The following is a 15,260-nucleotide window of genomic DNA, read 5'->3' on the forward strand; positions in this document are numbered from 1 at the left end:
AATCTTTCAGCGGTCGCGGAAGCGGTTCGTTATCGGATAACGACGATCACGTCCGAAATTCTTCTTGGTAATCTTGACGCCGGGCGCGGATTGACGGCGCTTATATTCGGCAAGATTGAGCAGATGCTCGATACGTTGGACGGTTTCCGGCGAATGGCCGCGCGCGATGATTTCCGCATTGCTCATCTCGTTTTCAACCAGACATTCGAGAATATCATCGAGCACCGGATAGGGTGGCAAGGAATCCTGATCGGTCTGGTTCTCGCGCAGTTCGGCGGACGGTACTTTCGAGATGATGTTATGGGGAATTACTTCGCCTGCCGGACCAAGCGCACCTTGCGGAACATGGCTGTTTCTCCATTCCGACAGGGCGTAAACATGCATCTTGTAAACGTCCTTGATCGGGTTGAAGCCCCCGTTCATATCGCCGTAGAGCGTCGCATATCCCACGGACATTTCCGACTTGTTGCCGGTCGTCACCACCATCGAGCCGAACTTGTTGGAGATTGCCATGAGAATTGTACCGCGCGTCCGGCTCTGCAAATTCTCTTCGGTAACGCCGCTATTGGTGCCCGCAAACATCGGTTCAAGCGCCGATAAAAACCCTTCGACGGGCGTTGCAATCGGCACAATATCATAACGCACCCCAAGGGCCTTTGCGCAATCGGCGGCATCCTTGAGCGATTCCTCGGACGTATAGCGGTATGGCAGCATGACGCAGCGAACGCGATCCTTGCCCAGTGCATCAACGCTCAGAGCCGCGCAAATGGCCGAATCTATGCCGCCCGACAGGCCAAGCACCACATCATTAAAGCCATTTTTATTTACGTAATCGCGCAGGCCAAGCATGCAGGCAGTATAATCCGCTTCCAGTTCTTCCGGCAGGGTTGCTTTCTCACCCTCCCCGCAGCGCCAGCCATCGCTGTCGCGCGTCCATTCCGTAAGCGTGAGCTGCTCGGTAAATTGCGGCATTTGCAAACAGAGGGACTTGTCCGCGTTGAAGGCAAATGATCCGCCGTCAAAGACCAGTTCGTCCTGCCCGCCGACCTGATTGACATAAAGGATCGGCAAGCCGGTCTGGATGACCTGTTTAAGAACGACCTGATAGCGGCGCTCGACCTTGGCGCGATGATATGGTGAACCGTTTGGAACAAGCAATATTTCCGCGCCGCTCTCGGCAAGCGTTTCCGCAACGTCCAGATCGCCCCATATGTCTTCGCATATCGGAATGCCAATGCGTATATCGCGGAAATTAACTGGTCCCGGCATCGGTCCGGGTTGAAAAACGCGCTTCTCGTCAAACTCTCCATAATTGGGGAGGTCCACCTTGAAGCGTTCGGCAATGATCTTGCCGCCATCCAGAACGGCAATGGCATTATAGGCCGCGCCCTCGCGCCGCATGGGTGTTCCGATAATGACGCCGGGTCCGCCATCGGCGGTATCAACAGCCAGTTGGCCTATCGCTTTTTCGCAAGCCGCGATAAAGGCCGTTTTCAGGACCAGATCTTCGGGCGGGTAGCCCGCTATGAAAAGCTCTGAAAAAATAACGAGGTCGGCCTTCAACTCTGCCGCTTGCGCGCGGGCAGCGCGGGCTTTGGCAAGGTTTCCGGCAATATCGCCCATAACGGGATTAAGCTGCGCAACGGCAATACGAAGCATGTCGAGATTCTCGCGGGTGCTGGTCATGCGCAAGCTTTAACGCGGCGCAGGCACCGATGCAATTACGCCATTCCTAATTATGTGGCACCACGACCTAGACCCAATAAGCTGAAAGCAGAATATAGCCCCAGGTGGCCGCTACAATCACAATAGAAATCAGCACTGCGAGCGATCCGCAATCCTTGGCAATTTGTATTTCCTTCTGAAAGTCACGTGAAACCGCATCACATGCAGCTTCGATGCCCGTATTGAGCACTTCGATCAATATGAGAAACAGGATTGATCCTGTCATCAGCAGGAAAGTGAGCCAATCGGGAGCCAGAAAAAAAGCCACCGGCAATGAAAGCAAAAACAGCACCAGTTCCTGCTGAACCGCTTTTTCGTGCTGCGCGAGATGTCGGAGCGCGCGCATGGAATTGATAAATGCCAAAAAAATTCGCCGCATGATCCCCTCAGCCAAGAGTTGTGCTGACGATGAATAAAAGACTTCCTGCGAAAAGCAACAGGGCGGAGACAGTCCCCGCCCTGAAAGAAGTTCATTCAGCTGTTTTCTTGCCGTTTATGCGGATGCAGCCTGTTTTCCATTATCGGCATCACGCTCTTTCTTGAGCAGTTCCGCCAGAAGAAACGCAAGTTCAAGCGCCTGATCGGCATTCAGACGCGGATCGCAATGGGTATGATAGCGATCATGCAGATCCTCTGCGGAAATAGCGCGGGCGCCGCCTGTGCATTCCGTGACGTTCTTGCCGGTCATTTCGACATGGATACCGCCCGGATGCGTACCTTCAGCGCGATGAATCGCAAAGAAGGATTCCACTTCCTTGAGGATATAGTCGAATGGACGCGTCTTATAGCCGCCAGCCGTGATCGTATTGCCGTGCATAGGATCACAGGACCAGACGACCTTGCGGCCTTCGCGCTCCACGGCACGGATCAATTGCGGCAGGTGATCGCCAACCTTGTCATACCCAAAACGGGCGATGAGCGTCAGACGCCCAGCTTCGTTTTCCGGGTTGAGAAGATCGATCAGACGGATGAGATCATCCGGCTGGAGCGACGGGCCGCATTTGAGGCCAAGCGGGTTCTTGATGCCACGGCAATATTCAATATGCGCATGATCCGCCTGCCGCGTACGGTCGCCGATCCAGATCATATGGCCCGACGTGCCATACCAGTCGCCAGAAGTCGAATCGACGCGGGTCAAGGCTTCTTCATAGCCAAGCAGCAGGGCTTCATGGCTGGTGTAGAAATCCGTTTCCCGCAGGGCATGATTGCTGTCGGCGGTGATGCCGATGGCGCGCATGAAGTTCATCGATTCAGAAATGCGCTGGGCCAGAGCAGCGTAACGCTCCGCCTGCGGGCTTTTGCCGACGAAACTGAGCATCCACTGATGCACGTTTTCGAGATTGGCATAGCCGCCCTGCGCAAATGCGCGCAGCAGATTGAGCGTTGCCGCCGACTGGCGATAGGCCATGTCCTGACGATGCGGATCGGGAATACGCGATGCATTGTCAAATTCAATGCCGTTGATGATGTCACCGCGATAGGATGGCAGTTCAACACCGTTCTGCGTTTCAATATCGGATGAACGCGGCTTGGCGAACTGTCCGGCGATACGGCCGACTTTCACGACAGGCTTGGATGCACCGAAGGTAAGGACAACTGCCATTTGCAGGAAGACACGGAAAAAGTCGCGAATATTATCCGCGCCATGTTCCGCAAAACTTTCCGCGCAATCGCCACCCTGAAGCAGAAACGCCTTGCCTTCCGCCACAGCCGCCAGTTGTTCTTTCAGCTTGCGTGCCTCGCCTGCAAAAACGAGCGGCGGATAGGTGCGAAGACGGGCCTCGACATCGCTCAAAGCCTGCGCATCCGGATAGAATGGCACCTGCTTGATCGGCTTGCTTCTCCAGGAATTCGGGGTCCAGTTCTGCGTCATTTCACACCTGTTCACTTATCCGCGCAATTTCTGTCGGATTTATTTCCTCCTTACACGAAAGCCGGCTTCCAACGCAGGAAGATAATCATATCCCTGCCCGGCAAACCGGCATGCGTGACCGCGTTCATATAATGCACACGCGAACTTTATTCCAGCTATATTCCATGACAGTATTGCAATGGTTTCAATATACCATATCGGGCGGATGAAGCGCCATCGCCGCATGTCAAAAGCTTGAGCCGAAACTCGCGTCAGGCTCAGCCCGCGACCTTTTCGCCATCTCTTATGCGATAAGTGGGCTGATACATGGTGACGAGTTCTTCGGCTGCGGTCGGATGCACCGCCATGGTGCGATCAAAATCATCCTTCGTGGCCCCTGCTTTTAGTGCAATGCCAATGATCTGCGCCATTTCGCCCGCATCCGGCCCCATAATATGGGCGCCAACCACCCTGCGGCTCTTACCATCCACTACGAGTTTCATGAGCATTTTTTCGTTGCGACCGGACAATGTATTCTTCATTGGCCGGAACAGGGCGCGATATATTTCCAGTTCGGAGTATTTTTTCGCAGCCTCATCTTCCGGCATTCCAACCGTGCCGATTTCGGGCTGCGAGAAGACGGCGGTCGCGATAAGTTCATGATCCGGTCGGGTCGGGTTGTCCTTGAACGCCGTTTCCAGAAAACACATCGCCTCATGGATGGCGACCGGCGTAAGCTGCACACGATTGGTCACGTCGCCTACCGCCCAGATATTCGACGCTGTGGTGCGCGAATATTCATCCACCTTGATGGCGCCAAGGGCCTCGTCGGTTTCGACACCGGCTTTTTCCAGCCCCAGATCGGCAGTATTGGGCTGACGCCCGATAGCGAGCATGGCCTGATCTGCTTCAAGCACATCACCATTGGAAAGCGTAATCGCGCGCTTGCGGTCAGGTTTCAGTTCGACTTCCTTGAACATGGCGCCACAAATGACGCGGATTCCTTTTGCCTCCATCGTCTCATGGAGAAGGTGCCTCACATCGGGATCGAAGCGCGAAAGGATTTCCTTGCCGCGGTAAACGATGGTCGTATCGACACCCATGCCATGAAAAATATTGGCAAATTCCACCGCGATATAGCCGCCGCCGGCAATCACGATCGATTTGGGCAATTCTTCCAGATGGAAAGCGTCATTGGAACTGATGCAATGTTCGATACCGGGCAGGCTGTCGCCCATTGCCGGGCGTCCGCCGGTTGCAATCAGGATTTTTTCGGCTGTCACCCGCTTCCCATCGGCCTTCAGCTCAATGGTGTGCTGGTCGACAAGCGTGGCACGGCTTGCAAAAATCTCGACATTCGAGTTTTCCAGACCTTTGCGATAAAGACCTTCGAGGCGGGAAATTTCCTTGTCCTTGGCTTCGATCAGTTTCTTCCAGTCGAAACTATGTTGGCCGACAGTCCAGCCATAACCGGCGGCATCCTCGAAATGTTCGGGAAACTGCGATGCATAAACGAAGAGCTTCTTGGGAACGCAGCCACGAATGACGCAGGTGCCACCCATGCGGTACTCTTCCGCCAGCCCGACTTTCTTGCCCATGGCCCCGGCGAGCCGACCCGCACGCACGCCGCCGGACCCGCCGCCGATAACAAAAAGATCATAGTCAAAATCGGCCATGGAAATCTCCATTCAAAGAAACAGGCCTTATATGTAGACAAAAGAAAAAGCCCGGCCAAGCGCCGGGCTTTCTAAAATCAGCGTTACCGGCCGAAAGTCACTGCTGGGCTGGCTGTTCGGGGGCAGCTGTAGCACCAGCTTGCGCGGCCAGGACTTCGCCAACGCTCTGTGCGAGATCACGGGCAATGCCGTTCTGCCAGATATTGGCAGCTTTAAGCACTTCGCGCGTAACGATCGGGCCTTCAGTCAGCAACTTCTTGCCTGCATCCGAGGTGTAAAATGCGGCAATAGCCTTCAACTCGTCTTCGCTGAAAGCATTGGCATAGGCGCGGGCGGATTCGGTCTCAAGGTCCGCACGGCGGGAAGCAAGCGCGAGAGCCTTGTCGTCAACCGTCTTGGTAATGAGCGCTTCGAGGTTGGGATCCTTCTGGATGAGTTCAGCTTTAAGCGCGTGGGCTGCGCTGGGCAGAATTTCGTCGAATTGATCCGTCGCCTTGATCGCAGAGATTGCCGCGCGGGCAGCGTCCAGATGGGATGCGGAAATTTCCTGTGCGGAAGCAGCCTGAATACCCGCCAGCAGGACGAGAGCGGAAAACGGCGCAATCAGACGGCGGAAGCCAGTTGCCGGGATCATATGGTCAGTACTCCGTTCAAATAATTCATAGTGGCGGTCAAGGCCGGTTCATAGTTCGGATACCGTCAGCGCCAGCAATGATCGCTGCCCGTGCCAGTCCGATAAAAAGTCCATGCTCCACGACGCCGGGAATGGCGAAGAGAGCGCTTGATAGATTCTTTGGATCGGGAATGCGGCCAAAAGATGCATCCACGATATAATGTCCACCATCCGTAGTGAAAGGCTCTCCATCATTTAATCGCAGGGTCAATTCGCCTGCAAGGCCGCATTGCGATGCGTTCAGCTCGATGGCGCGCATTGTGGCACCCAGCCCGAAACGATTGACCTCGATGGGCAGGGGAAAACGGCCCAGCTTTTCGACGACTTTCGATTTATCGGCGATCACGATCATCGAATCGGACGCGGCGGCCACGATCTTTTCCCGCAGCAATGCCCCGCCGCCGCCCTTGATGAGCGAAAGGTCGGTATCGACTTCGTCCGCACCATCCACGGTCAGATCGAGATGCGGCGTTTCTTCCAGAGTGGTGAGCGGAACACCCAGTTCACGGCAAAGCTTTGCCGTTCGCTCCGATGTGGGCACGCCAATGATCTTGAATCCGCTCTTCACTTTTTCCGCGAGCAGACGCACAAATTCCGCAGCAGTCGATCCGGTCCCGATCCCAAGACGCATTCCGTCCCGGACATGAGTGAGTGCCTCGGCGGCGGCTGCGATCTTCAGCTTGCGTGCTTCATCCATGCGTGAATTCCTGTCTTCCCGCGGGTTCTCCCACGGATTCTTATCGACTCCGCAGATGCCTCTAGCATGTGCCAGCAATGCAACAAAGCTTCTATTCCGGTTTTAGTGTAAATTTTACAATCGCGCGGACTTCGTCCCTGTCAAGAAGAGACCGTTCAACTTGAGCCCGAACGCAGTATCGGCTAGCAATGCACCTGCCTGTCGTTCCCTCATCTCCAAGGAAGCCCGAATGTCCCGTGTCAACGCCAAACCTATCATTGTCTTCGATCTGGATGGAACGCTGGTCGAAACCGCACCGGACCTTCTCGACAGTCTCAATCATTGTCTTTCAATATCGGGTCTGGAAACTGCCGATCCCGTATCGCTGCGTCGTTTCGTGGGACAAGGCGGACGCGTCATGATCGAACGCGCCTTTGCAGTGCAGCAAAAGCATGTCGATGACGTCATGCTCGATCATCTCGTCGAGGAGTTCCGCACCCATTATGCAGCAAATATACCGGGGCAATCGGTCTTCTTTCCCGGTGTTCTCGATGCACTCGATCGTTTCGCAACCAATGGCTATGAACTTGCCGTATGCACGAATAAATTCGAGGCTCTTTCGCTGCGTCTTCTCAAGGCCATGGGAGAAGCGGAGCGTTTTGCCGCAATTTGCGGCGCTGACACATTTTCCTACCGCAAGCCGGACCCGCGCCATCTGACCGATACCATCACGCAGGCAGGGGGGAACCGAAACCGCGCCCTGATGGTGGGCGACAGCCGCACCGACATCGATACGGCAAAGGCTGCGGGTATTCCTGTCGTGGCGGTGGATTTCGGCTATACGGATTTACCCGTCCACCACTATGAACCAAGCCGCGTCATTTCGCATTATAACGAGCTCACCCTTGAAATGGTCGAGGAACTGATGGAAGCCGCGACCGACCGGGTATAAAACAGGGTAAAGCATCTCGTTATCCCGAAACCGGTTCCCGCTTTCGGGCGACATGCTTTAGCCTGCGCGGGCCAGCGCCGTCCAGACGGCGGGTAATTGATCCGGCAGATCGTCTGCAATCAGGCCGCGACCAAAACGGCGCGCGGCGTCAGCATGTACCCACACGGCTGCGCATGCCGCCTCGAATGCGGGCATTCCCTGTGCCAGAAGCCCGCAGACGATACCCGCCAACACATCGCCCGATCCCGCCGTCGCCAAAGCCGGGGTGCCATTCGCATTGATTGCGGCGCGGCCATCGGATGCTGCGATCACCGTATCCGGCCCCTTATAGATAAGAACGGCATTGGCGCGGCTTGCTGCCTTGCATGCTTTTGCGGTTTTCGACATATCGCCGCTTGAGGCAATGTCGGGAAAAAGACGCCTGAATTCACCTTCATGGGGCGTGAGCACAAGTACTGCGGCTGGATTGCGTTTTGCACCAAACAGCTGTTCCGGCCTGTTTTCAAAAGCGGTAATGCCATCGGCATCGAGTACAAGGCCGCTCAAACCGTTTTCAGCCCCCAGAAGCGTCAATATATTATCGCGCGCAAAGGATGGACTGCCATAGCCGGGGCCGAGCAGAGCCGCCGAAACCTTGCGATCCCTCACGAAGCTTTCCGCATCTTTCGGGGTGCGTGTTTCGCGCAGCATGATGCTGGTGACGTGCGCCGCATTGACCGCGAGCGCATCGGAGGGAGAAAGCAATGTGACCGCTCCTGCTCCTGCGCGCGCCGCAGCCATCGCAGCAAGCCGTGCAGCGCCGGTCGAGTGAACCGGGCCGGAGAAAACCGCCGCATGACCACGGCTATATTTATGGGCATTCACATCCGGCGAAGGCAGTTTTTCAAGCCATAGTTGCGGCATATTCTCAAAACTATCCGGGCGGATTTCATCGAGAACGCTATCGGCTATGCCAATATCGGCGAGATGGACTATGCCGCAATATCCCCTTCCCGGCTGCAACAAATGCCCCGGCTTCTTGCGAAAAAAAGTGACACTTGCCCATGCCCTGATGGCTACGCCCTGAACAGCGCCGCTTTCGCCCGACACCCCGCTAGGCAGATCGACGGCAATGACCGACAGGCCGGAAGCATTGACCGCGCTGATCGCATCCGCTTCGGCCCCACCGACCGGACGCGCAAGACCTGCGCCGTAAAGAGCGTCAATGACACCGCCAAAGCCGGCTGGCGCGAATTCGCCGAGGTTGCGGACATCACCTTTGTAAAAAACCGCCGCCCGCATCGCATCGGTTCCGGGCCGCGGCTGGCCTGCGCTAAAACAGATAACGTCCCTGCCCGCCTCACGCAGAAACTGCGCTGCGACATAGCCATCGCCGCCATTGTTTCCCGGCCCGCAAAGGACGGCAATCGGACCCTGGCTGGAAAACATGTTCTGAGCCGCATCGGCAACGGCCCGGCCTGCGGCGAGCATCAGCGAAAACCCGTCTTTTGCCCCCGCTTCAATCGTCAAACGATCTGCGCGCGCCATTTCTTCGGGTGTCAGTAACTCAAACATGGCTGCCTTCCCTCGACTGGAACCAATTCATGGCGCGCCGGAAAAATTTATGCAAGCCCGGTCTATTTTTCCGATCCGCTTAATTTATCCGCATTGTGATGCTTTTTTAAGCAGCGCTCATAAGTTGGAAACCCCGTTCTCAAATCCGGATGGAGGATGACTTGTGCATAAGAGCGGAATAATGGCATTCTAATATCCGCAGCGGTCGGACCACACCACATAAGACGGCAAAATCCTATAAAGCCGAACAAAATGGAAAAAATGATCTGCCTTTTTTCAGTTTGGCACAGTTCATGCTTCTATACCGTTGAAACGGGCATGATGCTCATTTGCGAACAAAAGCGGAGTTCATTCTGCGATGAAAAAAATCGAAGCCATCATCAAACCCTTCAAGCTCGATGAAGTGAAGGAAGCCCTTCAGGAAATCGGCCTGCAAGGGATAACCGTGATCGAAGCCAAGGGTTTCGGCCGTCAGAAAGGCCATACCGAACTCTACCGCGGCGCCGAATATGTCGTTGACTTTCTTCCCAAGGTGAAGGTCGAAGTCGTGGTAGCCGACGAAGCAGCCGAGAGCGCCATCGAAGCCATTCGCAAAGCCGCCCAGACGGGGCGTATCGGCGACGGCAAGATTTTCGTCTCTCACATAGAAGAAGTCATCCGCATCCGCACCGGTGAAACCGGCGTGGACGCCATCTGATAAAACCAGCCTCCCATCGTCCGATACAGGAAACAAAAATGACGACCGCTAACGATATTCTTAAACAGATAAAAGACAACGACATCAAGTTCGTCGATCTTCGCTTCACCGACCCCAAGGGCAAGCTGCAGCATGTCACCATGGATGTGGGTCTCGTCGATGAAGACATGTTTATCGACGGCGTGATGTTCGACGGTTCGTCGATTGCCGGCTGGAAGGCCATCAATGAATCCGACATGGTGCTGATGCCCGATCCGGAAACAGCGCATATCGATCCGTTCTTCGCGCAGTCCACACTGGTGGTGCTTTGCGATATTCTCGATCCGGTTTCCGGCGAAGCCTATAGCCGCGATCCGCGCACGACCGCCAAGAAGGCGGAAGCCTATCTCAAATCGCTCGGCATCGGCGACACCGTCTATGTCGGACCGGAGGCTGAATTCTTCGTATTCGACGATGTGAAATACCGGGCAGACCCATACAATACCGGGTTCAAGCTCGACAGCTCCGAACTGCCGTCAAACGACGACACCGATTATGAAACCGGCAATCTGGGCCATCGCCCGCGCGTCAAAGGCGGCTATTTCCCCGTTCCGCCGATCGACAGCGCACAGGACATGCGCTCGGAAATGCTCACGGTCTTGAGCGAAATGGGCGTTGTGGTCGAGAAGCACCACCACGAAGTGGCAGCGGCCCAGCACGAGCTTGGCGTCAAGTTCGACACGCTCGTACGCAATGCCGACAAGATGCAGATCTTCAAATATGTCGTGCATCAGGTCGCCAACGCCTATGGCAAGACCGCGACTTTCATGCCCAAGCCTATTTTCGGCGATAACGGTTCGGGCATGCATGTTCATTTCTCAATCTGGAAAGACGGCAAGCCGACTTTTGCCGGCAATGAATATGCGGGCCTGTCGGAAAACTGCCTCTATTTCATCGGCGGCGTCATCAAGCACGCAAAGGCGGTCAATGCCTTCACCAACCCGTCGACCAACTCCTACAAGCGTCTGGTTCCGGGTTATGAAGCACCGGTCCTTCTGGCCTATTCGGCGCGCAACCGTTCGGCTTCCTGCCGCATTCCATTCGGCTCGTCGCCCAAATCGAAGCGTCTTGAAGTTCGTTTCCCCGACCCGGCAGCAAATCCGTATCTGTGCTTTGCAGCCCTGCTGATGGCAGGTCTCGATGGCATCAAGAACAAGATCCATCCCGGTCAGGCCATGGACAAGGATCTCTACGATCTTCCGGCCAAGGAGCTGAAACAGATTCCAACCGTTTGCGGTTCCCTGCGGGAAGCCCTCCAGTCGCTCGACAAGGACCGCGAATTCCTCAAGGCTGGCGGCGTATTCGAAGACGACCAGATCGACAGCTTCATCGAACTCAAGATGGCTGAAGTGATGCGGTTTGAAACGACGCCGCATCCGGTCGAATTCGATATGTATTATTCGGTCTGATCCGATTGTCCATAATCTGATCCGATTGTCCATAAAAGGAAAAACCCTGCCGAAAGGCAGGGTTTTTTAATGTTTTCAATAATTTACTTAATTATATTAAACTCTTGATCTAACAATTAAAGTGCGTAAAGCAAACGCGCCGCCACCATCATTTCGTTTTCACGAACTTTGCGCCGTGCTGCAGCCTCTGTATCTTCGCCCCACTGCTCGATGGTCCAGTCTTCATCTATATGAGCACGCAGCCAGCCTTCCTCGGCTGTAATCTCGCTTTTGGCAATTGCCAATGCGATGATCGCCGAGCCGGTCAGCGTTGTCATGGTATGCAGCGATGCAAGCGCGATCGGCTGCTGAAAAGCCGACAGGTGAATACCGAATGCCGTGAGCGCCTCGCGCGGTTGCTCGATATGCATGACGCCTTCCGCAAGCGAAAAGCGCGCGCCCAGTCCTTCCATCCAGTCGATGAGCGGATCCCAGCGCTCGGTTTGCCGCGCGACAAGTTCTTTGGGGCTATCTGCGCGATAGCAGATCATATCCGTTCCCGCGAAGCGCAGAATATCTTCAAAGACGGCCTGCGGGTCTTGCGCAATCCCGTCAATTGCGGTGTTCACCAGACGGGTTGCGGGCATCGTGCCGGGATCGATGACCTTTTGCTGGGCACGAAACTCCTCAGCGATAATTTCCGCTGCCTGCTCTGTGGGCAAGAGCAGCAGGCTGCGTGCTGGCGTTCTGACCGGACGCCCATCGAGATGCACGGCAAAGCCGCCATCCGCTTCCGCAGCTTCGGCCTTTTCATAAAAACGCTTCGGCAGTTGCGCCTGCATCTGTTTTTGCGCCCGAACAATCGGGTTTTCGTCGGAAAGCTGTTTTCCGGCTTCGAGATCGGAGAGAATATCGCGCATTTTCTTATCCAGTTCAGTTCTGCTCAGAGCAGCTTAACTCTCTTCTGCATTCGCTTCATCAAAGCCGAGCAGATTCCACGACTGCACCATATGCGGCGGCAAGGGAGCGGTGACATCGATCCAGCCGCCCGATGGATTGGGTATGCGGATGCGACGCGCATGAAGGTGCAGGCGCTTTTGAATGCCGCCGGGGAATTCCCAGTTCTGATCGGCTTCAAAATATTTCGGATCGCCGATAATGGGATGGCCAATATAGGCGGCATGGACGCGTAGCTGATGCGTGCGGCCCGTATAGGGTTCCATTTCCAGCCAGGTCAGATTGTTGCCTGCCTTTTCGATGATGCGGTAATAGGAGATGGCATGATCGGAATCCGGCTCACCATGCTGGCAAACGCGCATCTTGTCGCCATCAGGCGTCTGCTCCTTGACAAGCCATGTCGAAACCTTGTCTTCGCGCTTGCGCGGAACGCCCTTGACCAAGGCCCAATAGGTCTTTTTCGTCTCACGTTCGCGAAAAGCGGTGGCCAATGCCTGAGCAGCGCCGCGCGTGCGGGCGACCACCAGAACCCCGGACGTATCACGATCAAGACGGTGCACCAGCCGGGGCTTCTCGCCCTTCTTGCTGCGCCAGGCTTCCAGCATGCCGTCGACATGACGGCTGACGCCCGATCCGCCCTGCACCGCAAGACCTGCGGGTTTGTTGAAAACCAGAACCTTCGGGTCTTCATAAAGGAGCATCTGCGCCAGCACATCGCCATCCTGCTGATTGCGGATGGTCTTTGCCGTCATCGGGCCTGACGCCTTTTCATCGACGCCCAGAGGCGGAATTCGTACCGTCTGTCCGGCCTGCAAACGCGTATCGGCTTTGGCGCGGCCGCCATCGATGCGGACCTGTCCCGAGCGAAGCAGTTTTTGCAGATGGCCGAAGCCAAGACCCGGATAATGGATCTTGAACCAGCGATCGAGGCGCATGCCCGCCTCGTCCGAATCCACAATCTTTTGTTCTACGCCTGCCATGGAAATCCTGATTGATGTCTGTATTTACCCCGTCAATAGACGCGCCTGCCGCAGATTGCCAGCATAATTGCGGAAAATAAGAACATAGCCTCATTGTCGCAATGAGAGAGGACGATTGAGGTGTTTTAAACCACTTCCAATCTTCACGCTCGGTTACAGGCATTCTTAATTTATGGTCGGTTCGAGCCCCAATCTGCCACTTCTTGTCCACATTGCATGTTGATAGAACAACAGGGCTATACCATGTAGTCCGGTACAATAACGAGCGGGAGTTCGAAGTGTCATTGCTTAAAATCTACTGGCGCGCCATGGAATATCTTGCAGCCGAAAAGGCTGCGACAATGGCCATGTGCATTGCAAGTGTGCTGGTAGCGCTCGTCATGCTGGCTGAACCAATCCTTTTTGGCCGTGTCATCCAGGCGATTTCCGACAAGGGAAGTTTCCTCCCGCAATTGGCCATGTGGGCTGCGCTTGGTGTGTTCAACATCATTGCGGCTGTCTTCGTGGCGCGCGGCGCAGACCGGCTGGCGCATCGCCGCCGCCTTGGTGTGATGGTTGAATCCTACGAGCGCATCATTACCATGCCGCTTGCATGGCATCAAAACCGCGGCACGTCGAATGCCCTGCATACGCTCATCCGCGCAACGGATTCCCTTTTCACGCTCTGGCTGGAATTCATGCGCCAGCATCTGACGACCATCGTCGCACTGGCAGCACTTATACCAGTTGCGATGAACATGGATATGCGCATGTCACTCGTGCTGATCGTGCTTGGTGTCATTTACATCATGGTCGGCCAGCTCGTCATGCGTAAGACCAAGGACGGTCAGGCAGCAGTTGAAAAGCACCATCACCAGCTTTTCGAGCATGTCAGCGACACGATCAGCAATGTTTCCGTGGTTCAGAGCTATAACCGTATTGCCTCTGAAACCCAGGCGTTGCGCGATTATGCCCGCAAGCTCGAGAATGTGCAGTTTCCCGTTCTCAACTGGTGGGCGCTCGCAAGCGGCCTCAACCGTATGGCCTCGACTTTCTCGATGGTCGTGGTGCTTGTGCTTGGCGCATATTTCGTCAGCCGCGGACAGATGAATGTCGGTGATGTGATCGCCTTTATCGGCTTCGCACAGCTTATGATCGGTCGTCTCGACCAGATCAGCGCCTTCATCAACCAGACCGTCACCGCTCGCGCCAAGCTCGAAGAGTTTTTCGAGATGGAAGATGCCACCGCCGAACGGAAGGAACCGGAAGGCGCGATAGAAATGGAAGACATCAAGGGCGATATTGTCTTCGATAACGTCACCTTCGAATTTCCGAATTCGGGCCAGGGCGTCTACGATATTTCTTTCCAGGCCAAGCCCGGCCAGACAATTGCCATCGTTGGCCCGACGGGCGCGGGCAAGACGACGCTGATCAATATTCTTCAGCGGGTCTTCGATCCGGCAGCAGGCCGCGTGTTGATCGACGGCGTGGATACACGCACGATCAGCCGCCATTCGCTGCGCCACGCCATAGCGACGGTTTTTCAGGATGCGGGGCTTTTCAACCGTTCGGTGGAAGACAATATCCGCATCGGCCATGAGAATGCCGCCAATGAACAGGTACATGCGGCTGCAAAAGCCGCTGCCGCACATGATTTCATTCTGGCTAAAAGCCATGGCTATGACACGATTGTGGGCGAGCGCGGCTCGCAGCTTTCGGGCGGCGAGCGGCAGAGGCTGGCAATTGCCCGTGCGATCCTGAAGGATTCACCGATTCTCATTCTCGACGAAGCCACCAGTGCGCTTGATGTGGAAACCGAGGAAAAGGTTAAACGGGCGGTGGAAGACCTGAGCCAGAACCGGACGACCTTCATCATCGCCCACCGCCTTTCGACGGTACAATCCGCCGATATGGTCCTGTTCATGGATAAGGGCCATCTGGTCGAGCACGGCAGTTTTGGCGAGCTGGCAGCACGCGGCGGGCGTTTCTCCGATCTGTTGCGCGCAGGCGGTCTCAAGCTCGAAGGCCAGCCGGAACATGCAGAAGAAGAAGGCAGCAATATCATGCCTTTCCCCGTCAAGGGTTCGGCTGCCTGATCCTCCCAATCAAAAA

Annotated in this window: 13 protein-coding genes; 4 read left to right on the forward strand and 9 right to left on the reverse strand. The window is 55.5% G+C overall.

The window, feature by feature from the left end; genetic code table 11:
* Positions 1-6: 6 nt before the first annotated feature.
* The 6 genes from DKP76_RS09210 to rpiA form a co-directional block, all read right to left on the reverse strand.
* Positions 7-1,686 (reverse strand): NAD+ synthase, encoded by a 1,680-nt coding sequence (locus DKP76_RS09210; protein WP_109706160.1) that lies wholly within the window; start codon positions 1,684-1,686, stop codon positions 7-9.
* Between the two features lie 67 nt (positions 1,687-1,753).
* Entirely contained in the window at positions 1,754-2,104 is a 351-nt protein-coding gene (locus DKP76_RS09215) for a diacylglycerol kinase (protein WP_109706161.1), read from the reverse strand.
* Positions 2,105-2,218: 114 nt separating this feature from the next.
* Positions 2,219-3,598: a class II 3-deoxy-7-phosphoheptulonate synthase gene (locus tag DKP76_RS09220; RefSeq protein WP_109706162.1), complete on the reverse strand. Its 1,380-nt coding sequence runs from the start codon at positions 3,596-3,598 to the stop codon at positions 2,219-2,221.
* Positions 3,599-3,855: 257 nt separating this feature from the next.
* Positions 3,856-5,253 carry a glutathione-disulfide reductase gene (gene gor, locus DKP76_RS09225; RefSeq protein ID WP_109706163.1) on the reverse strand — a complete coding sequence of 466 codons (1,398 nt, stop codon included), beginning with the start codon at positions 5,251-5,253 and terminating at the stop codon, positions 3,856-3,858.
* A 97-nt stretch (positions 5,254-5,350) separates the two neighbouring features.
* Positions 5,351-5,887 carry a DUF2059 domain-containing protein gene (locus DKP76_RS09230; protein ID WP_109706164.1) on the reverse strand — a complete coding sequence of 179 codons (537 nt, stop codon included), beginning with the start codon at positions 5,885-5,887 and terminating at the stop codon, positions 5,351-5,353.
* Positions 5,888-5,924: 37 nt separating this feature from the next.
* The gene (rpiA, locus tag DKP76_RS09235) at positions 5,925-6,623 is read right to left on the reverse strand and encodes a ribose-5-phosphate isomerase RpiA (protein ID WP_109706165.1); all 699 of its coding nucleotides are present in this window, start codon (positions 6,621-6,623) and stop codon (positions 5,925-5,927) included.
* Positions 6,624-6,852: 229 nt separating this feature from the next.
* Between rpiA and DKP76_RS09240 the strand changes: the two genes are divergently transcribed.
* Positions 6,853-7,554: an HAD family hydrolase gene (locus DKP76_RS09240; RefSeq protein WP_109706166.1), complete on the forward strand. Its 702-nt coding sequence runs from the start codon at positions 6,853-6,855 to the stop codon at positions 7,552-7,554.
* A gap of 57 nt (positions 7,555-7,611) precedes the next feature.
* On the opposite strand, the gene DKP76_RS09245 is transcribed toward DKP76_RS09240, so the two are convergent.
* Complete coding sequence (locus DKP76_RS09245) at positions 7,612-9,108, reverse strand: NAD(P)H-hydrate dehydratase (RefSeq protein WP_109706167.1); 1,497 nt, start codon at positions 9,106-9,108, stop codon at positions 7,612-7,614.
* Between the two features lie 358 nt (positions 9,109-9,466).
* Here DKP76_RS09245 and DKP76_RS09250 point away from each other — a divergent pair, with 358 nt between their 5' ends.
* Together DKP76_RS09250 and glnA are read left to right on the forward strand one after the other, a co-directional pair.
* On the forward strand, positions 9,467-9,805 hold the full coding sequence (locus DKP76_RS09250) for a P-II family nitrogen regulator (protein WP_109706168.1): 339 nt from the start codon (positions 9,467-9,469) through the stop codon (positions 9,803-9,805).
* A 38-nt stretch (positions 9,806-9,843) separates the two neighbouring features.
* A complete protein-coding gene (gene glnA / locus DKP76_RS09255; protein ID WP_109706169.1) occupies positions 9,844-11,253 on the forward strand; it encodes a type I glutamate--ammonia ligase in 1,410 nt (469 codons plus the stop codon).
* A 116-nt stretch (positions 11,254-11,369) separates the two neighbouring features.
* Here glnA and DKP76_RS09260 read toward each other — a convergent pair whose 3' ends face one another.
* Positions 11,370-12,152, reverse strand: a complete 783-nt coding sequence (locus DKP76_RS09260) for an ATP12 family chaperone protein (protein ID WP_109706170.1) — start codon at positions 12,150-12,152, stop codon at positions 11,370-11,372.
* A gap of 33 nt (positions 12,153-12,185) precedes the next feature.
* Positions 12,186-13,169 (reverse strand): RluA family pseudouridine synthase, encoded by a 984-nt coding sequence (locus DKP76_RS09265; RefSeq protein WP_109706171.1) that lies wholly within the window; start codon positions 13,167-13,169, stop codon positions 12,186-12,188.
* Between the two features lie 278 nt (positions 13,170-13,447).
* Between DKP76_RS09265 and DKP76_RS09270 the strand changes: the two genes are divergently transcribed.
* The gene (locus DKP76_RS09270; RefSeq protein WP_109706172.1) at positions 13,448-15,244 is read left to right on the forward strand and encodes a glucan ABC transporter ATP-binding protein/ permease; all 1,797 of its coding nucleotides are present in this window, start codon (positions 13,448-13,450) and stop codon (positions 15,242-15,244) included.
* The last annotated feature ends 16 nt before the right edge of the window (positions 15,245-15,260 follow it).

The sequence above is a fragment of the Falsochrobactrum shanghaiense genome (assembly GCF_003149535.1).
Lineage (GTDB): Bacteria > Pseudomonadota > Alphaproteobacteria > Rhizobiales > Rhizobiaceae > Brucella > Brucella shanghaiense.

What these genes read in the sequence shown, in the direction of transcription:
- rpiA (WP_109706165.1), bottom strand. Translation starts at nt 6,623, where the DNA reads ATGGATGAAGCACGCAAGCTGAAGATCGCAGCCGCCGCCGAGGCACTC.
- DKP76_RS09220 (WP_109706162.1), bottom strand. Translation starts at nt 3,598, where the DNA reads ATGACGCAGAACTGGACCCCGAATTCCTGGAGAAGCAAGCCGATCAAG.
- DKP76_RS09215 (WP_109706161.1), bottom strand. Translation starts at nt 2,104, where the DNA reads ATGCGGCGAATTTTTTTGGCATTTATCAATTCCATGCGCGCGCTCCGA.
- DKP76_RS09250 (WP_109706168.1), top strand. Translation starts at nt 9,467, where the DNA reads ATGAAAAAAATCGAAGCCATCATCAAACCCTTCAAGCTCGATGAAGTG.
- DKP76_RS09240 (WP_109706166.1), top strand. Translation starts at nt 6,853, where the DNA reads ATGTCCCGTGTCAACGCCAAACCTATCATTGTCTTCGATCTGGATGGA.
- glnA (WP_109706169.1), top strand. Translation starts at nt 9,844, where the DNA reads ATGACGACCGCTAACGATATTCTTAAACAGATAAAAGACAACGACATC.
- DKP76_RS09245 (WP_109706167.1), bottom strand. Translation starts at nt 9,108, where the DNA reads ATGTTTGAGTTACTGACACCCGAAGAAATGGCGCGCGCAGATCGTTTG.
- DKP76_RS09265 (WP_109706171.1), bottom strand. Translation starts at nt 13,169, where the DNA reads ATGGCAGGCGTAGAACAAAAGATTGTGGATTCGGACGAGGCGGGCATG.
- DKP76_RS09210 (WP_109706160.1), bottom strand. Translation starts at nt 1,686, where the DNA reads ATGACCAGCACCCGCGAGAATCTCGACATGCTTCGTATTGCCGTTGCG.
- DKP76_RS09260 (WP_109706170.1), bottom strand. Translation starts at nt 12,152, where the DNA reads ATGCGCGATATTCTCTCCGATCTCGAAGCCGGAAAACAGCTTTCCGAC.
- DKP76_RS09230 (WP_109706164.1), bottom strand. Translation starts at nt 5,887, where the DNA reads ATGATCCCGGCAACTGGCTTCCGCCGTCTGATTGCGCCGTTTTCCGCT.
- gor (WP_109706163.1), bottom strand. Translation starts at nt 5,253, where the DNA reads ATGGCCGATTTTGACTATGATCTTTTTGTTATCGGCGGCGGGTCCGGC.